Consider the following 19,802-nt stretch of genomic DNA (forward strand, 5'->3'; position numbering starts at 1 on the left):
TCATGAAAAACAAGAATGCGGGATTCATCGTCGGCGTCGTGGCGCTGGCCGTCGCCGGTGCCTGGTACCTGAACAAGGGCGACGCCGCCCATGCCGAGAACGGCGGCGGCAAGGGCCCGGGCGGCAAGGGCGGCATGCCGCCGACCACGGTCAACGTGGTGAGCCCGCAACGGCAGGACGTCGGCGTCGAGCTCTCGGCCAACGGCACCGTCACCCCGGTACGCACCGTCGACCTGCACCCGCAGACCACCGCCACCATCCGCCAGGTGCACATCCGCGAAGGCCAGTTCGTCAAGCAGGGCCAGGTCATGTTCTCGCTCGACGACCGCGCCGATCGCGCCAACGTCGCCCGCGCCGAAGCGCAGGTGGCGCAAAACCGCGCGACCCTGGCCGACCTCGAGCGCCAGTACAAGCGCAGCCAGGAGCTCGCGTCCCAGAATTTCCTGTCCCAGAGCGCCGTCGACTCGCTGAAAAGCCAGGTCGAGGCGGCGCGCGCGCTGGTGCAGAGCAATGCCGCGGCCGCACGCGCCAGCCAGGTCAGCGCCAGCTACACCACCATCCGCGCGCCGATGGCGGGCCGCGTCGGCGCCATCGACATCCACCCGGGCGCGCTGGTGCAGCCGGCCACCTCGCTGACCACCATCACCCAGCTCGACCCGATCGACGTCTCGTTCAACCTGCCGGAATCGGCGCTCGGGGCATTGCTGACGGCCCAGCGCGCGGGCAAGGTCGTCGTGCAGGCAAGCACCGGCGCGCAAGCCAGGCCCGTGAGCGGCGAGCTGAAATTCGTGGACAATGCGGTCGACCCGAGCACCGGCACGATCCGTGTGAAGGCCCAGTTCGCGAATCCCGAAACGGGCCTGTGGCCGGGCCAGTACGTCTCCACCCGCGTCACCGTGCAGACCCTGCGCGACGCGGTCGTGATCCCGCAGAACGCCATCATCACGAATACCCACGGCACCTTCGTTTACGTGGTGGGCGAAGGCAACGAAGCGCGCCAGGTCAAGGTGGCGCGCCTGCACGGTTTTGGCGAGTATGCTGCCGTGACCGGCCTGGCCGGTAACGAGAAGGTCATCACCGAAGGCAAGCAGAACCTGCGTCCGGGCGGCAAGGTGCGTCCGGCCGGCACGCCGGCGGCGGCCCAGAAAGGTGACAAGGCATGAACCTGTCGGAATTGTGTATCCGCCGTCCGGTGATGGTGGTGCTGCTGTCGATCAGCCTGGTCCTGGCCGGCGTGCTGGCCTACATGCACATCCCGGTCGCCGCGCTGCCGAGCTATAACACGCCGGTCATCAACGTCCGCGCCGACCTGCCGGGCGCCAGCCCGGAAACCATGGCATCCTCGGTCGCGCTGCCGCTGGAGAAACAGTTCGCGACGATCGCCGGCATCAAGATGATCAGCTCGACGAGCACCGAGGGCGACACCAACATCACCCTCGAGTTCGACGAATCGATCGACGTCAACCAGGCCGCCGTCGACGTCCAGGCGGCCCTGCTGCTGGCGCAGCGCCGCCTGCCGCAGGAAATGACCGAGCTGCCGTCCTACCGCAAGGTCAACCCGGCCGACGCCCCGGTCCTGTTCATGCACATGACCTCGCCGTCGATGGACCTGGCCGATCTCAACGACTACGCGGAAAACCTGGTGTCGCCCGCGATCTCGACCCTGCCGGGCGTGGCCCAGGTCACGGTCAACGGCGGCAAGCGCTTTGCGGTGCGGGTGCGCGCGAAGCACGACCTGATGAACGCGCGCAACATCTCGATGGACGAACTGGCTGCGGCCCTGCGCTCGGCCAACTCGAATACGCCGCTGGGCATGCTCGACGGGCCTAGCCAGACCCTGACCATCCAGGGCGCGGGCCAGCTGATGCGCGCCGCCGATTTCGCCAAGGTGATCGTCGCCACCCGCGACGGCCTGCCGGTGCGCGTACGCGACGTCGCCGAGGTCGAGGACAGCTACCAGTCGGTCAAGGCGCAGGGCAGCCTGAACGGCGAGCGGTCGATCGTGCTGATGCTGCAGCGCCAGCCCAACGCCAACACCGTGGCGGTGGTCGACGCGGTGCGCGCGCTGATGCCGCGTTTCGAACAGCAACTGCCGCAATCGATCAAGATCCACCTCGTCAGCGACCGCTCGGTGTCGATCCGCGAAGCGATCCACGACGTCAACCTGACCCTGGCCGGCACCGTCATCCTGGTGATCCTGGTCATCTTCCTGTTCCTGCACCGCCTCACCGCGACCCTGATCCCGGCCGTCACCGTGCCGATCTCGCTGCTGGGCGCGCTGTCGCTGCTCTACGCCTTCGGCTACAGCCTCGACAACATCTCCCTGCTCGGCATCACGCTGGCGGTGGGACTGGTGGTCGACGATGCCATCGTGGTGCTGGAAAACATCGTGCGCCACATGGAGATGGGCAAGAAACCGATGCAGGCCGCCCTGGTCGGTTCGCGCGAGATGGGCTTCACCATCATCTCGATCTCGATCTCGCTGGTGGCGGTGTTCATCCCGATCTTCTTCATGCCGGGCGTGATCGGCCTGCTGTTCCGTGAATTCGCGGTGATCGTCGGCCTGGCGGTGCTGGTGTCGGCCGTGGTGTCGCTGACCCTGGTGCCGATGATGTGCTCGCGCCTGATCAAGCACGGCGGCCACGTCGATCCGAAAGAAATGTCCTGGGTCGGCCGCCGGTTCGAAGCGATGTTCACCAACGTGCGCGACGGCTATGCCCGCACGCTGGACATGGCGCTGCGCCACCGTCCCCTGGTGCTGATGCTGATGCTCGGCACCTTCGTGCTGACCGCCGTGCTGTACATGAGCATGCCGAAGGGTTTCTTCCCCGAGGAAGACATCGGTCAGGTGCGCGTGACGGTGGAGGCATCGGAAGACACGTCCTCGCAGGCCCTGGTCGGCCTGCAGGCCCAGGTGCTGGCGATCATGCGCGCCAGCCCCTACGTGAAGGACGTGACCTCGTTCACGGGTGGCGGGAATACCGGTCGCATGTTCATGGTGCTCAAGCCGCGCAGCGAGCGTCCGCCGATGGCCCAGGTGGTCGACGAGCTGCGCCAGGCCACGCGCGGCGTCGCCGGCGTGCAGGTGTTCATGGCGCCCTTGCAGAACCTGCAGCTGGGCGGCCGCTCGAGCAAGAGCCGCTACCAGTACACCCTGCAGAGCGTGTCGGGCGGCGAGATCGGCGGCTGGGCCGAGCAGTTCCTCGAGCGCATGCGGGCCGACCAGCGCTTCCGCGACGTCACCAGCGACTCGCAGAACAAGGCGCTGCAGGCCACCATCGACATCGACCGCGACAAGGCCGCGCTGCTGGGCGTCGGGATGGCCGACATCCGCACCGTGCTGTACGCCTCTTTCGGCGAGCGCCAGGTCTCGACCATCTACTCGACCGCGGCCAGCTACTTCGTGATCCTGGAAGCCGCCCCGGCCGACCGCTACTACGACGAAGCGCTGTCGCGGGTGTCGGTGCGCGCCAAGTCCGGCGAACTGGTCAAGCTGTCGAGCTTCGCCACCGTCCGGCGCACGGTCGGCCCGCTGGCGGTCAACCACCAGGGCCAGCTGCAGGCGATCACGCTGTCCTTCAACCTGGCGCCCGGCGTGCCGCTGGGCGACGCCACCGCCGCCATCGAGCAGATGGGGCGCGACATGAAGCTGCCGGCCTCGGTCATCACCAACTACGGCGGCGACGCCGCGGTGTTCAAGGACACCCAGTCGAGCCAGCTCATCCTGATCCTGGCCGCGATCGGCGTGATCTACGTGCTGCTGGGCGTGCTCTACGAGAGCTACATCCACCCGATCACCATCCTGGCCGGCCTGCCGTCGGCGGCGGTGGGCGCGCTGCTGACCTTGTGGATCTTCGACATGGACCTGACCCTGATCGCGATGATCGGTATCCTGATGCTGATCGGTATCGTGAAGAAGAACGCGATCATGATGATCGACTTCGCGCTCGACGCCCAGCGCAACCAGGGATTGAGCCCGCATGAGGCGATCCGCGAGGCCTGCATCCTGCGTTTCCGTCCGATCCTGATGACGACCCTGGCGGCGATGATGGGCGCGCTGCCGATCGCGCTGGGCATCGGCGCCGGCGCCGAGCTGCGCCAGCCGCTCGGCCTCGCCGTCGTCGGCGGCCTGATCTTCTCGCAAGTGATCACGCTGTACATCACCCCGGTCATCTACCTGTACCTGGACAGGTACAGCGGTACCGGCCCGATGACCGACAGGCAGCTCAGCAAGCTGGAAGCGACCCATTGACGACACCGGCAGGCGGCGCGACCCGCCTGCCGTTTTTTCGTCCTGAAACATCTTGTAACATCGATCAAGGCTGCATCGCCCCGCGCTAAGCTTCCCCTAAGCTGCGCCGCAGCCGCAAAACGGGTAGACTGCGGCACACATGCAGTATTGATTAGACGCCGATCCAGGAACCCGTTCGACCTTGCGTGACCACTCCCACATCTACGACGAGCACAGCGACGTGTGCGCGCACTGCGGCCAGCCATTGCACGCCCGTCCCGTGCCTGTATACGGACGCCGGGGGCCGAACCGGCCGGCGCTGGTCGCGACGATCCTGCTGCACCTGCTGCTGGTCCTGATCTGGCTGTTCAATCCCGACAAGGACGCAAAGCAGGCCAAGCCGGCCTCGGGCGACGAAGGCCAGGTGGTGTACGTCGCACCGATGCAACAGAAGCCGACGGACGCGCCGCGCGAGCAGGCGCCGAAGCCCCTGCCGATGCCATCCATCCCGGTGCCGCGCCAGGAGCGCATCGAGATCGCGCGCCTGCCGGACACGATCACCACGCCGCCGGAAGAGCCGGTCAAGGAAACCAGGCCGCCGCAGAAGTTCGACGAAGAAAAACCGGTCGACATGCAGGCCTTCATCGAAGCGCGCCGCCGCCAGCGCGGGGCGCCCACCGGCAGCGAGCAGCCGGCCCAGGAGAGCGAGTCGGCCAAGGGCATGCGCAATGCGCTGGCCAACGTCGCCGCCATCAACGGCCGCGGCCGCGAAGACCGCAACGAGAGCGGCGGCGTGTTCTCGGTGTCGAACAAGACGTTCCACAGCATGGACCTGAAGTTCCGCGGCTGGAATCCGAACTTCCAGCGCCGCTGGCTGACGCAGGTGACGGTGGAGCAGGGCAGCGAGCCGGACCTCGAGATTGCCGTGGTCAAGAAGATGATCGAACTGATCCGCCGCGAAAAGACCGGCGACTTCGAGTGGGATTCGCACCGCCTGGGGCGCGTCGTCAAGCTGAGCGCGCGGCCACAGGATACCGACCAGCTGATGACCTTCTTGTTCAAAGAAATGTTCCCGGAGTACAAGCCGCCGGCGCAGTGGCGCTGACACCGGCCCAGGGCGGGGCGGGGCCGTCCCGTTCACTGGCTGTCCACCTCCGGTTGCGGCGTCCGCGGCAGCCGCCTCCCTTTTCGACTGTTCCCATGCAAGCGGCTCGATCCCGCGCAATGCCGCGAGGATGAGCATGCTTGTGCGCGGCCAGATGGCGCTGCGGGCGAAGCATTTAGGCTGGGTTCATGCCCGCCATTCGGGCGGGTCATCCCTTCGTGTCTGGAGGAACTGTTTCCAGGCATTGTTCTTCACATCAACGGAGAGCATCCATGATCGACAAGCCACTCGCGCTGCCCAGCCCGTCGCGCCGCACCGTCCTGAAGACCGCCGGCATCACCCTCTGCACCAGCATGCTGCCGTTTGGCGGCACCGCCATGGCCAGCAGCAAGCCCGTGCGCTACAGACGCTACAACGCGTCCGGCAAGCAGGGGGCGCGCATGCTGAAGAGCTACGCCAAGGCCATCCGCGCCATGCTGGCGCTGCCGCCCGAAGACCCGCGCAACTGGTATCGCCAGGCAATCGTCCACACGCTCGACTGCCCGCATGGCAACTGGTGGTTCCTGCCATGGCACCGCGGCTACCTCGGCTGGTTCGAGCAGGTCTGTCGCGAGCTCAGCGGCGACCCGCAGTTCGCCCTGCCGTACTGGGACTGGACGGTGGAGCAGAAGATCCCCGACGGCATGTTCGACGATGTGCTCGATCCCAATCACCCTGCCTACCTGGCGAGCGCGCCGGACTTCGAACGCATGCTGACAGGGGTCATCGAGCAGGCCGGTTACTGGTCGCTGCCCGGCACCGGCTTCAGTAGCCGCACGCAACTCGGGCAACTGCTGTCGCGCCGCATCCGTTTCGAGCAGGACCTGATGTTCGACATCGTCCAGGATCCGTCCGGCCGCATGTTCTTCGACCAGCCCGGCGCGCGCGGCATCCGGCGCGAGCAGCCGGGCTTCTCGCTGGCCACCGCCGACGCCGTCGCACCCGCCACCATCGAGGCGGCGCTGGCGGCGCCGGATTTCCTCACCTTCGGCAGCGCGAAGAGCGCGAACCATCACACCAGCGCCGGCTTCGGCATCCTGGAAGCGCGGCCGCACAATTCGATCCACCGCTGCGTCGGCTCGCGCGACTGCAACTTCACCGAGGCACGCGGATTCATGGGCGACATGCTGTCCCCGGTCGACCCGATCTTCTTCCTTCACCATGGCAACATGGACCGCCTGTGGGACGTCTGGACCCGCAAGCAGATCCAGCTCGGCCTGCCTTATCTGCCGGCCGGCTACGACCTGCGCACCGACCTGCCGGACGAGCAGAAGTCGCCGGCGGAACGCGCGAGCGACTACTACCGCTGGGCGCGCGAGCCGATACTGTTCTTCGTCGATGCCCAGGGCAAGCCGGTCACCCAGACCCGGGCCGGCGATTACGCCTGGACCACGGCCTTCGCCTACGACTACGAGCCCGGTGCGGGCGAGGAGCAGATTCCGCGCTACGCCACCGTCCCGGGGCCGAAAGCCAAGCGTGGCCGCACCAACGGCACCGTATTGCGGCGCGAAATTTCCACCGCCGAGCCGGCCAGCGCGGTCGTGCGCCTGTCCGGCGCGACCATCGACGGGGCGCGCACAGCCAGCCAGGTGCTGGTGGTCAACGTCACCCTGAACTTCCCGCTGATGGTGCACGACGCCTACGTGGTGGTGCTCAACGGTCCGGACGACGCCACGCAGGTGGATGCGGGCAGCCCGTTCTACCTGGCGACCATCATGATGTTCGGCCACCGCGGCGCCTGCGGCGCGCTGACCTACAGCTTGCCCCTGACCGAGAAGCTGCGCCAGGCCAGCGCCGCCCAGCCGCTACCGGCCGACGGCAGCATCCGCCTGCGCGTGCTGCCGCTGGCGGCGATGCCGGGGCACCACCATGGCATGGGAGGGGCGGAGGCGGTGGAGTTGCTGGCGGTGAATGTCGAAACCTACTGAGCGGAGTGCTCGCGCAAACGAAAGACGGCGCCATCGGCGCCGTCTTTCAGTATCATGTCGGGCGCATCAGCCCTGCGCTTTCAGCTTGCGCGCCACCTCCAGCGCGAAATAAGTCAGCACGCCGTCCGCGCCGGCGCGCTTGAAGGCCATCATCGATTCCATCATGACCTTGTCGTGATCCAGCCAGCCGTTCTGCGCCGCTGCTTTGAGCATCGCGTACTCGCCGCTGACCTGGTAGGCGAAGGTCGGTACCTTGAACTCGTCCTTCACGCGGCGCACCACGTCCAGGTAGGGCATGCCCGGCTTGACCATCACCATGTCGGCGCCTTCGGCCAGGTCGAGCGCCACTTCGCGCAGGGCCTCGTCGCTGTTGCCCGGGTCCATCTGGTAGGTGTTCTTGTCGGCCTTGCCCAGATTGGCGCTTGAGCCGACCGCGTCGCGGAACGGGCCGTAAAACGCCGACGCATACTTGGCCGAGTAGGCCATGATGCGGGTGTGGATGTGGCCGTTCTGTTCGAGGGCGCCACGAATCGCGCCGATCCTGCCGTCCATCATGTCCGAGGGCGCCACCACGTCCACGCCGGCCTCGGCCTGCGCCAGCGACTGCTTGATCAGCATCTCGATGGTCTTTTCGTTGACGATGTAGCCGTTCTCGTCGGGCAGGCCGTCCTGGCCGTGGGTGGTGTAGGGGTCGAGCGCGACGTCGGTCATGATGCCCAGTTCCGGGAAGCGGCGCTTCAGCTCGCGCACGGCGCGCGGCACCAGGCCGTCCGGATTGGTGGCTTCGATGCCGTCATAGGTCTTGAGCGAGGCGTCGACCACCGGGAACAGGGCCAGCATCGGGATGCCCAGCGCCACGCATTCCTCGGCCACCGTCAACAGTAGGTCGACCGATACCCGTTCCACGCCCGGCATCGAGGCCACCTGCTGGCGCTGGTTCTCGCCATCGAGGATGAACACCGGATAGATCAGGTCCGCGCTGGTGACGACGTTCTCGCGCATCAGTGCGCGCGAGAATGGATCGCGGCGCATGCGGCGCATGCGGGCGGCAGGGTAGGTGGCTGGCGTGATGATGGTCATTTCAGTTCCAATGATGTCCCAATGAAGCGTTATTCCGAATCCGGATCCTGGCCCGCGGCCGGCGCATCCGGCGCCGCACCGTCGGCGTCTTCTTCCTGTTCGTCTTCCTGGTCGAGGCCGAGCAGTTCGAGGATCTTGGCGTCCGCCTCGTCGATGCCGATGCGTTTGAGCGCCGAGAACAGCTGCACCGTGAACGGGAAGCCCTCGCCATCCTCGTCGACATAGCTGTCGAGGATTTTTTGCGCCTGGCGCAGGACGTTGGTCTTTTCGTTCTGGTTGAGCTTGTCGGCCTTGGTCAGGATGCAGTGGATCGGCTTGCCGGTCGGGGCGAACCATTCCAGCATTTGCACGTCCAGGTCGGTGAAGGGGCGGCGCGAGTCCATGATCAGGACCAGTGCGGCCAGCTGCTCGCGGCGCTGGACGTAGTCGCCCAGCAGCTTCTGCCAGTGCAGCTTGGCGGTGCCGGACACTTCGGCGTAGCCGTAACCCGGCAGGTCGACCAGCAGCGCACGGATCTCTTCGACGATGGTCGGGTCCTTGCGGTGCTGGCCCACGTGGGCGCCGCCGATCGAGAAGTAATTGATGTGCTGGGTACGGCCCGGCGTCTTCGACGCGAAAGCCAAACCCTTCTGGTTGGTGAGAATATTGATCGCCGTGGATTTGCCCGCGTTCGAGCGGCCGGCGAAGGCGATTTCGGGAACCTGCGTGCCCGGAAGATCGCGCAACTGGTTAACGGTCGTAAAGAACCGGGCCTGCCATAGTTTGGACATGCGTGTAGACGTGGGGATGAAGTTTAAATGCCAAGGTGCAAAAGGCAACGAAATGGCGATGAGGAAACAAAGCTATTGTACAATAAGGGGTTAATTGATGCTCCGGTGGGGGAGCACCAGTAAGGCTGCTGCACTGTTTCACTGTAAATTCCAAAATCTGTTTTTGACTTTTTCAGGGTGCTTGAATGAATCGTTTGACGTTTTCGCTGTTGAAGTCCTTGTTGCTTGCAAGCCTGGCTGTCTCCGCAACGGTGTCGGCGGCCGAAGCACAAGGCGTTGCCGCCAAAGCCGACCCCGCCAAGGGCGGAACCCTCTACGATTCAGGCGATACCGCGCGCGGCCTGCCCGCCTGCATGTCCTGCCACGGCGCGGCCGGTAACTCGACCATCGTCGCCAACCCGAAACTGGCCGGCCAGATCGGCGCGTACACCCACAAGCAGCTGGTCGACTTCACCACTCCGAGCCGCCAGAACCCGATCATGACGACCTACGCCAAGCTGCTGACCGAGGGCGAGAAACGCGACATCGCGGCCTACCTCGCCGACCAGCAGGCCAAGCCGGGCGCCGCCAAGAACAAGGACACCGTCGAACTGGGCCGCAAGATCTACCGCGGCGGCATCGCCGAGAAGGGCGTCGCCGCCTGCGCCAGCTGCCACGGCGCCACCGCCGGCGGCATCCCGGTCCAGTACCCGCGCCTGTCGGGCCAGCACCAGGACTACACGTACGCCCAGCTTGAAAACTTCAAGAACGGCACCCGCAAGAACAGCATCCAGATGACCACGCTCGCGCAGCGCATGTCGCCGGAAGAAATGAAGGCGGTCGCGGACTATATCGCGGGCCTGAAATAATCGGCACAAATAGGACGACGAGAGGGCAGCGGCGCTGAGCTGGCTGCCCTTTTTGCTGTATGCTCGGCAGGTTTGCCCGGTTTCGTGGGCGCTGTAGAAGATAGAACATGAGTACCACCGGAATTGAACTGAACACCCGCCGCCGCGGGTTCGCCGAAGCGGTCGAGCTGGTATCCTCGATGCGCTTTGCCATCAGCCTGCTCACGATCGTCGCCATCGCCTCGGTCATCGGCACCGTCCTCAAGCAGAACGAGCCGATGCCGAACTACGTGAACCAGTTCGGGCCATTCTGGTTCGAGGTGTTCGCCCGGCTCGGCCTGTACAGTGTGTATTCGAGCTGGTGGTTCCTGCTGATCCTGGTCGTCCTGATCATCTCCACCGCCCTGTGCGTGGTGCGCAACGCCCCCAAGATGCTGCGCGACATGCGCAGCTGGCGCGAGGGGGTACGCGAAGAATCGCTGCGTAATTTCCACCATAAAGTCGAGTGGACCGCGCCGCTGGCCCGCACCGATCTCGCCGCCCAGACCGCCGAACGCCTGCGCCATGCCGGCTACGCGGTCAAGCTGGTCGAGAAAGAGGGCGGCATGCTGGTGGCGGCGAAGAAGGGCGCCGGCAACAAGTTCGGCTACATTTTCGCCCACACGGCCATCATCGTGATCCTGCTGGGCGGCATGCTCGACTCGGAGCTGCCGATCAAGTTCCAGCAGTGGTTCCTGGGCAAGACCCCGTTTGGCGGCAGCGGCGTGATCGCCGACATCCCGGCCCAGCACCGACTCAGCGTGTCGAACCCGACCTTCCGCGGCAACACCCTGATCGCCGAAGGCCAGACCAGCGACACCGCGCTGCTGCCGCAAGCCTCGGGCGTGCTGGTGCAGGAGCTGCCGTTCTCGATCCAGCTGAAGAAGTTCCACATCGATTTCTACTCGACCGGCATGCCCAAGCTGTTCGCCAGCGACGTGATCGTACGCGACCACGCCACCGGCAAGACCTTCCCGGCGACGATCAAGGTCAACCATCCCTTGATCTACAAGGGCGTGGCGGTGTACCAGTCGAGTTTCGAGGACGGCGGCAGCAAGCTCAAGCTCACCGGCTTCCCGATGAGCGGTGTCACCGACAAGGCCTTCCAGATCGACGGCACGGTCGGCTCGGCGACCGAACTGAAACAGGGCAACGAGACCTGGTCGGTCGAATGGTCGGGCTTCCGCCCGTTCAACGTCGAGAACGTGGCGGCCGAGCAGGATGCGCGCGCGGTCGCCAGGAACCGGTCGTTCAACGAACAGTTCGCGGCCACCCTGGGCAAGGCTTCCGGCTCGGCGGCCAAGCACGCCGACAACAAGGACCTCAAGAACGTCGGCCCGAGCGTGCAGTACAAGCTGCGCGACAAGACCGGCCAGGCGCGCGAATTCCTGAACTACATGCAGCCGGTGACGCTCGAGGGCGCCCAGGTCTACCTTGCCGGCGTGCGCACCAACCCCTCGGAGAACTTCAGCTTCCTGCGCATTCCGGCCGACGACGCCTACAGCGTGCGCACCTGGATGCGCCTGCGCGCCGCGCTGGCCGATCCCGCGCTGCGGCGCGAGGCGGCCCGGCGCTACGCGGCGCGGGCGCTGGCGCCGGAGCAGCAGGGGCAGGGCGGCCTGACGCAACAACTGGAAGAGTCCGCCAGCCGCACCCTGGCGATTTTTGCCGGAGATGCGAGCAACGCGGGTGGCCGCGGCGGCTTCGTCGGTGTCTCGCAGTTCCTGGAAAAGATTCCGCCGGCAGAGCAGGAAAAAGCCGCCGCCATCTTCATGAAGATGCTCAACGGCGCCCTGTGGGAGCTGTGGCAGGCCGCCAACGCGCAGGCCGGCCTGCCGCCGGTCGAGCCGACCGAAGCCCACGGCCGCTACCTGCAACTGGCCACCAATGCCCTGTCGGACAGCGTGTTCTACGGCGCGCCGGTCTACCTGCAGCTGGAAGAATTCAACGAGGTAAAAGCTTCCGTACTGCAGTTGACGCGCTCGCCGGGCAAGAGCATCGTCTACCTCGGCTGCGTGCTATTGGTGGCGGGCGTGTTCGCAATGTTTTATATTCGTGAACGACGCATGTGGGTGTGGGTGCGCGACCAGAGCGGTGGCGCCCACGCGCTGATGGCCATGAGCACCCAGCGCAAGACCCTCGACTTCGAACGCGAATTCGACGACCTGAAAGTAAAACTGCCGCAGCCGGCCTGAGGCCGCGGCACTGGAGAATACGATGGAACTGTCGCAAGCCCAAAACGGCCAGAGCAAGGCCTATGTCCAGCAGCCGGGCTTTTTCCGCGGCCTGAACGCGCTCGATTGGCTGTACGGCGCCGCCCTGCTGGCCGCCGCGCTGTTCGCGCTGAACCGCTACGCGCACCACATGGACATCTACGAGCAGGCCATCCTGGTGCTGAGCGCGCCGACCTTCGCGCTGCTGGGCTGGCACTGGAAACCGGTGCGCTGGCTGATCCCGCTGGTGGCCGTGCTGTCGCTGTGGGCGATCTCGCTGTACGGCGGAACCCTGGATGCGGCCAACCAGAAGTTCTTCCTGAAATACATGCTGTCGAGCCAGTCCGCCATCCTGTGGATGAGTGCGCTGTTCGTGTTCTCGACCGTGTTCTACTGGATCGGCCTGGCCGGCAGATCGAACTTCGGCAGCTCGGTCGGCAGCAAGCTGTGCTGGGCAGGCGTGGTGCTGGGCTGGACCGGCATGATGGTGCGCTGGTTCGAGTCCTACCTGCTGGGCCCGGACATCGGCCACATCCCGGTGTCGAACCTGTACGAAGTGTTCATCCTGTTCTCGCTGATTACCGCGATGTTCTACCTCTACTACGAGCAGCGCTACGCGACCCGCCAGTTGGGCCCCTTCGTGCTGCTCGTCATTTCGGCCGCGGTGGCCTTCCTGCTCTGGTACACGGTGTCGCGCGACGCCGCGCAGATCCAGCCGCTGGTGCCGGCGCTGCAGAGCTGGTGGATGAAGATCCACGTGCCCGCCAACTTCATCGGCTACGGCACCTTCGCACTGGCGGCGATGGTCGGCACCGCTTATTTGCTGAAATCGCACGGCATCCTGGCCGACCGCCTGCCCTCCCTGGAACTGCTGGACGACGTGATGTACAAGTCGATTTCGGTCGGTTTCGCCTTCTTCACCGTCGCCACCATCCTCGGCGCGCTGTGGGCGGCCGAGGCCTGGGGCGGCTACTGGTCCTGGGACCCGAAAGAGACCTGGGCCCTGATCGTCTGGCTCAACTACGCGGCCTGGCTGCACATGCGCCTGATGTCGGGCCTGCGCGGGCGCGTGGCGGCCTGGTGGGCGGTGGTGGGCCTGCTGGTGACGACCTTCGCCTTCCTGGGCGTCAACATGTTCCTGTCGGGGCTGCACTCCTACGGCGAACTGTAAGAACCTATCCCAGTAGGGAATGAGTCGTTGCTGGCGCGCCTTGCCCTCGCTTGCCATGCATCACCATCAACTTCCTCCTCCCTACTGAGACAGGTTCCAGGCCGCCTCAGTTACCGCGGTAGGTCGAGTAGCCGAATGGGCTCAGCAGCAAGGGAATGTGATAGTGCTGCGCGGGCCCGTTGACGGTGAACTCGACCGGAATGCGCGGGAAGAAGCTGGCCTGCCCGCGGCGCGCGTAATGCTCGCCCGTCTCGAAGACGATGCGGTAGTCGGCCTTCGCCATCGGTTTATCTTCCGGATACAGCGCGGGGACGCGGCCCTGTTCGTTGGTGACGCCGCTCGCCAGTTCGCGCCACTGCGCGCCGACGCGCTGCTCCAGCCTGACCTCGATGCCCGCGGTCGGTTGGCCGCTCTGCAGTTCGAGCACGTGGACGCTGAGTGGATTCGGCGCCGCGGCGGCCGCCAGGCTGGCGGCGTACAGCAGGCCGGCAAGGGCGAGTTGTGGGGTGGTGCGCATGGGTTCTCCTAAAATTGAGGTATCAAGGGGTGGGTTGATCGAGCTCGGGGACGGCGCCGATGGCGGCCAGCGCGCAGGCGTGGTCATGCACCGGGCCGCCGCCGCCGGCAACCCCGATGGCGCCGACGATCTGGCTTTGTGCCAGCAAGGGCACGCCGCCGCCGAGCAGCAGCAGTTCGGGCAGGGTCGCCAGGTTGCGGGTATCGGCGCCGGCCCGGGCGTCGCGCGCCAGGGCAAGCGTCGGCCGCCGCGTCGACAGCGCGGTATAGGCCTTGCGCCGGCTGGCCTCGGTGTTGTGCGGACCGACGCCATCGTCGCGCTGCACGACGACCAGGTTGCCGCCGCGGTCGAGCACGGCGACGACGATCGCACGGCCTTCGCTGCGGCAGGACTGGATGGCGCGCGCCGCCAGGCGCTCCGCCGCCTCCAGGCCGAGTTCGGGATGCTGGCGCAGCTGTGCGCCGGCCGGGCCTGCGGCCAGGGCCGCAAGAAGAATGATGGATGACTGCCTGAACATGGTGGACCTTCGAAACGGGATGAGCATCATCTTGTCACGCCCCCGGCGACGCCAGCCTGACCGCCGGATGACAATCCTGTCATGTTGGACGGGGCCGCTCCGGCATAGAATGGGATTTTGCTTCCCTGCCTGCCATGACCATCCTGGTGATCGAAGACGAGCCGAAGACCGGCGACTACCTGCAGCGCGGCCTGGCCGAATCGGGCTTTCCGGTGCGGCTCGCGCGCAATGGCCGCGACGGCCTGGCAATCGTGCACGAGGAAGAGATCGAACTGGTGGTGCTCGACGTCATGCTGCCCCGGATGGACGGCTGGCAGGTGCTGGAAGCCTTGCGCGCCAGCCCCGCCACCGAGCAGATCCCGGTCCTGTTCCTGACCGCGCGCGACGAGCTCGAGGACCGCGTGCGCGGGCTGGAACTGGGCGCGGACGACTATCTCGTCAAGCCCTTCGCCTTCGTGGAACTGGTGGCGCGCATCCGCACGCTGCTGCGGCGCGGCCCGGTGCGCGAGGAAGAGCTGATCCGGATTGCCGACCTCGAAATCGATGTGCTGCGCCGCCGCGTGCGGCGCGGCACGACGGCGATCGCCCTGACCGCCCAGGAGTTCGGCCTGCTGCACCTGCTGGCGCGGCGCCACGGACAGGTGCTGTCGCGCGCGCTGATCGCGTCCCAGGTGTGGGACATGAACTTCGACAGCGACACCAATGTCATCGACGCCGCCGTGCGCCGCCTGCGGCGCAAGATCGACGACCCTTTCACGCAAAAGCTGATCCATACCCGGCGCGGCATGGGCTATGTCTGCGAAGCGCAGGACCCGGCATGAAGGCATCCTGGCGCAATTCGCTGACCCTGCGGGTCACGCTGATCTTCGTGCTGATCGTCGCGTTCACCGCGGCCGGCCTGGGCCTGTACCTGTACCGCGCCTTCGTGGCCGAGATCACGCGGCGCGACGACATCCAGCTGCTGGGCAAGCTGCGCCAGGTGCAGATCCTGCTCGGGCGGCCCGGCGCCGCCGAGCTGGTGGCCTCGCAGCCGGATTTTTTCCGCGACACCATGAGCGGCCAGGAGAATTCGCTGGTGCGGATCGTCGCGCCCGGCGGCGTGGTGCTGGCCGATATCAATCCGGCCGGCGAACGCTATCCGCTGCCGCCGTCCGCGGGCGCGGCGCCAGGCATCGCGTCGATCGCCGGCTGGACCGGCCGTGGCGGCGTTCCCGGCAGGGTCGTCGCCGGCAGCGCGCGCCTGGGAGCGACCCCGGTCACGGTGGTGGTGGCGCGCGCCTACGGCGAACGCAGCGCCATGTTCGCCCGCTACCGCCTGCGCATTGGCGCCGCCTGCGGCGTCGGCGCCCTGGCCGCGGCGCTGCTGGCGGCCCTGATGCTGCGGCGCGGCCTGCGCCCGCTGCGGACGGTGGCCGAGCATGCCGCGCTGGTCAGGCCCGGTACGCTGGCGCACCGGCTCGACATCGCCACGGCGCCGTCCGAGCTGCGCCCGCTGATCGACGCCTTCAACGCCATGCTGGCGCGCCTGCAGGAGGGCTATGCGCGCCTGTCGGGCTTTTCCGCCGACCTGGCGCACGAGTTCCGCACCCCGGTGACCAACATGATCGGCCAGAGCCAGGTCATGCTCGCGCAAGGCCGCAGCAGGGAAGAATACGAAACGCTGATCGCCTCGAACATCGAGGAACTGGAGCGGCTCGCGCGCATGATCGAGAGCATGCTGTTCCTGGCGCGCGCCGGCCAGGACGAACTGGTGCTCGCGCGGCGCCAGGTACAGGCGCTGGACGAGCTCGAACGGGTGGCGAATTTTTTCGAAGGCATGGCGGAAGAGCGCGGGCTGCGCCTGGCCTGCAGCGGTGCCGGCCAGTTCCCGGCCGATCCGTCCCTGCTGCGCCGGGCGCTGGCGAACCTGGTTTCGAACGCGCTGCGCCATGCGGACCCGGGCAGCGTCGTCACCCTGCATGCGCAGCCACGCGAAGGCACGGTGGAACTGAGCGTCCACAACCGCGGCACCGCGATTGCGCCCGAGCACCTGGCGCACCTGTTCGAGCGCTTCTACCGGGCCGACGCCGCCCGCAGCGATGCGGAAGGATCGACCGGGCTGGGCCTGTCGATCGTGCGCGCCATCATGCACTCGCATGGAGGCAGCGTCACCGTGCAGGCCGATGGGCCGGACACCCGTTTTACGCTCGCCTTTCCGATGGGCAAGGCGGACGCCGGCGCATGACACGCTTTTGTCCTGCGCGCCATGCCGTCTCTGGGCCAGGCTGGGAAAGTGCTAACGTGCACTTAAGCTGTCTGGTGTAAGCTGAACTTTCACTCTGAAGCGGAGTCAATCATGCTTTTCAAACGCAATCCGAACGGAATCGACCTTCCGTATCCTTCCGAGATCACGCCGCGCGAGGTGTATGAAGGCCGGCGCGCCTTTATAGCCCGCATCGCCGCCACCGCTGCGGTCGGCTCCAGCGTGTGGGAAATGGCCAACCGCGAGGCATTTGCCCAGACGGCCGGCCAGCGCCTGGCCGCCACCCGCAACGCGGCCCTGTCCACCGACGAAAAGCTGACCTCGTTCAAGGACGCCACGCATTACAACAATTTCTACGAATTCGGTACCGACAAGGGCGATCCGGTCGAGAACGCGGACAGCCTGCGCACCCGTCCCTGGACCGTGACGATCGAGGGCGAGGTGAAGAAACCGGTCACCCTCGACATCGACCGCATCCTCAAGCTCGCCCCGCTCGAAGAGCGCATCTACCGCCTGCGCTGCGTCGAGGGCTGGTCGATGGTGATTCCCTGGGTCGGCTATTCGCTGTCGAACCTGTTGAAACAGGTCGAGCCGACCGCCAATGCCAAGTACGTCGAGTTCACCACCCTGGCCGATAACCGGCAGATGCCGGGCCTGCGCAGCCCCGTGCTCGACTGGCCCTATGTGGAAGGCCTGCGCATGGACGAAGCCATGCACCCGCTGACGTTGCTGACGGTCGGCATGTACGGCCAGGTGCTGCCCAACCAGAACGGCGCGCCGGTACGCCTGATCGTGCCCTGGAAGTACGGCTTCAAGTCGGCCAAGTCGATCGTCAAGATCCGCCTGACGAGCCGCCAGCCGCGCACCGCCTGGAACGATTCGGCCCCGAACGAGTACGGTTTCTACTCGAACGTGAACCCGAACGTGGACCATCCGCGCTGGTCGCAGGCCAGCGAGCGCCGCATCGGCGAGGACGGCTTCTTCAAGGCCAAGCGCAAGACCCTGATGTTCAATGGCTATGGCCAGGTCGCTTCGCTGTACAGCGGCATGGACCTGAAGCGCTACTTCTGACGATGGCTTTCAATCCATCGACCAGGCAGGTCGGCGCCATCAAGGCCGTCGTGTTCGTGCTGGCGCTGCTGCCTTTCCTGCGCATGGCGTGGCTGGTGGCGCAGGGCGTGCCGGTCGAGCCGCTCGAATACCTCACGCGCGGCACCGGCGACTGGACCCTGTACTTCCTGTGCATCACCCTGGGCGTGACGCCGCTGCGCCGCCTCACCGGCTGGAACTGGGTAATCAAGCTGCGGCGCATGCTGGGGCTGTTCGCGTTCTTCTACGCGCTGCTGCACTTCACCTGCTTCTTCTGGTTCGACCATTTCTTCGACGTCGCGGCGATGCTCAAGGATGTCGTCAGGCGGCCTTTCATCACGGTCGGCTTCATCGCCTTCGTGCTCCTGATTCCGCTGGCGGCGACCAGCACCAATGCGATGATCAAGCGGCTGGGCGGCAAGCGCTGGCAGTGGCTGCACCGGCTCATCTACGTGATCGCGCCGCTGGGAATCCTGCATTTCTGGTGGATGAAGGCGGGTAAGAACGACTTCCAGGAGCCGATCATTTTTGGTTTGATCGTGGCGGCGCTGCTGGGAGTACGGGTGTATTGGAGCGCGGCCAGGAAGACACGGAAAGCCGCAGTAAGCTAGGGTGGGCGGGGTAATTTTCGGGCAATGCCCGGAATGACAGACGCCCGCGCGTTCAACTCCCGGATGCGCTGTGACGACGCATGATTGTGTTGAACGCGCGGACGGCGAAGCCGTCCACCCTACAGTTCACTTCAGCATCGATTCCAGCGCGAACAGGTCGGCCGGATTCTCGCGCTGGCGGATCACATGGACCCGGTCGCCGTCGACGATCACCTCGGCGGCGCGGCCGCGGGTGTTGTAGTTCGAGGCCATGGTCATGCCGTAGGCGCCGGCGGTCATGATCGCCAGCAGGTCGCCCGTCTCGACGGCGAGCTCGCGCTCGCGCGCCAGCCAGTCGCCCGATTCGCACACCGGTCCCACCACGTCGTAGACCAGCTTGTCGCCCTCGCGCGGCACCACCGGCTGCACGCCCATCCAGGCCTGGTACAGGGTCGGGCGCATCAGGTCGTTCATGGCCGCATCGACGATGGCGAAGTTCTTTTCCGCGCCGGGCTTGAGGAACTCGATTTTAGTCAGCAGCACGCCGGTATCGGCCACGATCGAGCGGCCCGGCTCGAAGATCACCTTGACCGGCTTGCCCTCGTATTTGTCGGCGCGCCAGGCATCGATGCGGGCAAACAGGCGGCCCAGGTAGTCGCCCACCGGCACCGGCGGCTGGTCGCCTTCGGCGCCGTAGTTCACGCCCAGGCCGCCGCCGATGTCGAGGTGGTGGAGAATGATGCCTTCTGCCGCCAGGGTGTCGATCAGTTCGATCAGCTTGTCCAGTGCCTCGAGCAGGGGCGCATCGTCCAGCAACTGCGAACCGATATGGCAGTCGATCCCGACCACGTCCAGGTTCGACAGGGATGCGGCGGTGCGGTAGGTATCCAGCGCATCATCGAAGGCCACGCCGAACTTGTTGGCCTTCAGGCCGGTGGCGATATAGGGATGGGTCTTGGCGTCCACGTTCGGGTTCACGCGCAGCGACACCGGCGCGCGCTTGCCCATGCTGCCGGCCACGTCGTTGAGGCGGTGCAGTTCGGGGATCGACTCGACGTTGAAGCACAGGATGTTCTTTTCCAGCGCCAGTTTCATTTCCTCGACGGTCTTGCCGACGCCCGAGAAGATGGTCTTGCGCGGGTCGCCGCCGGCCGCGATCACGCGCAGCAGTTCGCCGCCCGAGACGATGTCGAAGCCCGCGCCTTCGCGCGCCAGCAGGTCGAGGATGGCCAGGTTCGAATTGGCCTTCATCGCGTAGCACACCACGGCGTCGCGGCCCCGGCAGGCATCGGCATAGGCCCTGAAATTCTCCAGCAGCGCCGACTTGGAATAGACATAGGTCGGCGTGCCGAACCCTTCGGCGATGGCGGGCAGGGAAACGCTGTCGGCGTGCAGGACGCCGTTCTGGTACTGGAAGTGCGACATAGAGGGTGCGGGAAAGAGG

At 66.1% G+C, this 19,802-nt stretch carries 16 protein-coding genes; 11 read left to right on the forward strand and 5 right to left on the reverse strand.

The genetic code is table 11. The annotated features are described in order from the left end of the window. The first annotated feature begins 2 nt into the window (after positions 1 to 2). From IM543_03260 to IM543_03275, 4 genes are all read left to right on the forward strand, one after another. On the forward strand, positions 3 to 1,163 hold the full coding sequence (locus IM543_03260) for an efflux RND transporter periplasmic adaptor subunit (GenBank protein ID QOY94931.1): 1,161 nt from the start codon (positions 3 to 5) through the stop codon (positions 1,161 to 1,163). Continuing rightward, the gene (locus tag IM543_03265; protein ID QOY94932.1) at positions 1,160 to 4,252 is read left to right on the forward strand and encodes an efflux RND transporter permease subunit; all 3,093 of its coding nucleotides are present in this window, start codon (positions 1,160 to 1,162) and stop codon (positions 4,250 to 4,252) included. Before IM543_03260 ends, IM543_03265 begins: the two co-directional genes overlap by 4 nt. Positions 4,253 to 4,433: 181 nt before the next feature. Next, positions 4,434 to 5,336 (forward strand): hypothetical protein, encoded by a 903-nt coding sequence (locus tag IM543_03270; GenBank protein QOY94933.1) that lies wholly within the window; start codon positions 4,434 to 4,436, stop codon positions 5,334 to 5,336. A gap of 272 nt (positions 5,337 to 5,608) precedes the next feature. Beyond that, positions 5,609 to 7,303, forward strand: coding sequence for a tyrosinase family protein (locus tag IM543_03275; GenBank protein QOY94934.1), 1,695 nt, complete (start codon positions 5,609 to 5,611; stop codon positions 7,301 to 7,303). A gap of 66 nt (positions 7,304 to 7,369) precedes the next feature. On the opposite strand, the gene hemB is transcribed toward IM543_03275, so the two are convergent. Further along, entirely contained in the window at positions 7,370 to 8,383 is a 1,014-nt protein-coding gene (gene hemB, locus IM543_03280; protein QOY94935.1) for a porphobilinogen synthase, read from the reverse strand. Positions 8,384 to 8,412: 29 nt separating this feature from the next. Next, a complete protein-coding gene (locus tag IM543_03285; protein QOY94936.1) occupies positions 8,413 to 9,153 on the reverse strand; it encodes a YihA family ribosome biogenesis GTP-binding protein in 741 nt (246 codons plus the stop codon). 185 nt (positions 9,154 to 9,338) lie between these two features. On the opposite strand from IM543_03285, the gene IM543_03290 reads away from it, so the two are divergent. The 3 genes from IM543_03290 (at position 9,339) to ccsB (ending at position 13,403) form a co-directional block, all read left to right on the forward strand. Beyond that, entirely contained in the window at positions 9,339 to 10,001 is a 663-nt protein-coding gene (locus tag IM543_03290) for a cytochrome c4 (protein ID QOY94937.1), read from the forward strand. Positions 10,002 to 10,108: 107 nt separating this feature from the next. Next, the gene (locus IM543_03295) at positions 10,109 to 12,214 is read left to right on the forward strand and encodes a cytochrome c biogenesis protein ResB (GenBank protein QOY94938.1); all 2,106 of its coding nucleotides are present in this window, start codon (positions 10,109 to 10,111) and stop codon (positions 12,212 to 12,214) included. A 22-nt stretch (positions 12,215 to 12,236) separates the two neighbouring features. Further along, complete coding sequence (gene ccsB / locus IM543_03300) at positions 12,237 to 13,403, forward strand: c-type cytochrome biogenesis protein CcsB (GenBank protein QOY94939.1); 1,167 nt, start codon at positions 12,237 to 12,239, stop codon at positions 13,401 to 13,403. A gap of 106 nt (positions 13,404 to 13,509) precedes the next feature. Here the strand turns inward: ccsB and uraH are convergent, their stop codons facing one another. Next, positions 13,510 to 13,920, reverse strand: coding sequence for a hydroxyisourate hydrolase (uraH, locus tag IM543_03305; GenBank protein ID QOY94940.1), 411 nt, complete (start codon positions 13,918 to 13,920; stop codon positions 13,510 to 13,512). Positions 13,921 to 13,942: 22 nt separating this feature from the next. After that, entirely contained in the window at positions 13,943 to 14,437 is a 495-nt protein-coding gene (locus IM543_03310) for a heme-binding protein (GenBank protein QOY94941.1), read from the reverse strand. A 134-nt stretch (positions 14,438 to 14,571) separates the two neighbouring features. On the opposite strand from IM543_03310, the gene IM543_03315 reads away from it, so the two are divergent. From IM543_03315 to IM543_03330, 4 genes are all read left to right on the forward strand, one after another. Next, positions 14,572 to 15,258 carry a heavy metal response regulator transcription factor gene (locus IM543_03315; GenBank protein ID QOY94942.1) on the forward strand — a complete coding sequence of 229 codons (687 nt, stop codon included), beginning with the start codon at positions 14,572 to 14,574 and terminating at the stop codon, positions 15,256 to 15,258. Further along, the gene (locus tag IM543_03320) at positions 15,255 to 16,661 is read left to right on the forward strand and encodes a heavy metal sensor histidine kinase (protein QOY94943.1); all 1,407 of its coding nucleotides are present in this window, start codon (positions 15,255 to 15,257) and stop codon (positions 16,659 to 16,661) included. Before IM543_03315 ends, IM543_03320 begins: the two co-directional genes overlap by 4 nt. Positions 16,662 to 16,772: 111 nt before the next feature. Further along, positions 16,773 to 17,750, forward strand: coding sequence for a protein-methionine-sulfoxide reductase catalytic subunit MsrP (gene msrP / locus IM543_03325; GenBank protein ID QOY94944.1), 978 nt, complete (start codon positions 16,773 to 16,775; stop codon positions 17,748 to 17,750). 2 nt (positions 17,751 to 17,752) lie between these two features. Then, entirely contained in the window at positions 17,753 to 18,379 is a 627-nt protein-coding gene (locus IM543_03330) for a sulfoxide reductase heme-binding subunit YedZ (GenBank protein ID QOY94945.1), read from the forward strand. A 126-nt stretch (positions 18,380 to 18,505) separates the two neighbouring features. Here IM543_03330 and lysA read toward each other — a convergent pair whose 3' ends face one another. Continuing rightward, positions 18,506 to 19,783, reverse strand: a complete 1,278-nt coding sequence (gene lysA, locus IM543_03335; protein ID QOY94946.1) for a diaminopimelate decarboxylase — start codon at positions 19,781 to 19,783, stop codon at positions 18,506 to 18,508. Positions 19,784 to 19,802 lie beyond the last annotated feature (19 nt).

Source organism: Massilia sp. UMI-21 (genome assembly GCA_015277795.1).
In the GTDB taxonomy this organism is placed as follows: domain Bacteria; phylum Pseudomonadota; class Gammaproteobacteria; order Burkholderiales; family Burkholderiaceae_D; genus Telluria.

Coding starts and splice junctions, on each gene's coding strand:
- IM543_03265 (QOY94932.1), top strand. CDS start 1,160: ATGAACCTGTCGGAATTGTGTATCCGCCGTCCGGTGATGGTGGTGCTG.
- msrP (QOY94944.1), top strand. CDS start 16,773: ATGCTTTTCAAACGCAATCCGAACGGAATCGACCTTCCGTATCCTTCC.
- IM543_03260 (QOY94931.1), top strand. CDS start 3: ATGAAAAACAAGAATGCGGGATTCATCGTCGGCGTCGTGGCGCTGGCC.
- IM543_03310 (QOY94941.1), bottom strand. CDS start 14,437: ATGTTCAGGCAGTCATCCATCATTCTTCTTGCGGCCCTGGCCGCAGGC.
- lysA (QOY94946.1), bottom strand. CDS start 19,783: ATGTCGCACTTCCAGTACCAGAACGGCGTCCTGCACGCCGACAGCGTT.
- IM543_03285 (QOY94936.1), bottom strand. CDS start 9,153: ATGTCCAAACTATGGCAGGCCCGGTTCTTTACGACCGTTAACCAGTTG.
- uraH (QOY94940.1), bottom strand. CDS start 13,920: ATGCGCACCACCCCACAACTCGCCCTTGCCGGCCTGCTGTACGCCGCC.
- ccsB (QOY94939.1), top strand. CDS start 12,237: ATGGAACTGTCGCAAGCCCAAAACGGCCAGAGCAAGGCCTATGTCCAG.
- IM543_03320 (QOY94943.1), top strand. CDS start 15,255: ATGAAGGCATCCTGGCGCAATTCGCTGACCCTGCGGGTCACGCTGATC.
- IM543_03290 (QOY94937.1), top strand. CDS start 9,339: ATGAATCGTTTGACGTTTTCGCTGTTGAAGTCCTTGTTGCTTGCAAGC.
- IM543_03315 (QOY94942.1), top strand. CDS start 14,572: ATGACCATCCTGGTGATCGAAGACGAGCCGAAGACCGGCGACTACCTG.
- hemB (QOY94935.1), bottom strand. CDS start 8,383: ATGACCATCATCACGCCAGCCACCTACCCTGCCGCCCGCATGCGCCGC.
- IM543_03295 (QOY94938.1), top strand. CDS start 10,109: ATGAGTACCACCGGAATTGAACTGAACACCCGCCGCCGCGGGTTCGCC.
- IM543_03330 (QOY94945.1), top strand. CDS start 17,753: ATGGCTTTCAATCCATCGACCAGGCAGGTCGGCGCCATCAAGGCCGTC.
- IM543_03275 (QOY94934.1), top strand. CDS start 5,609: ATGATCGACAAGCCACTCGCGCTGCCCAGCCCGTCGCGCCGCACCGTC.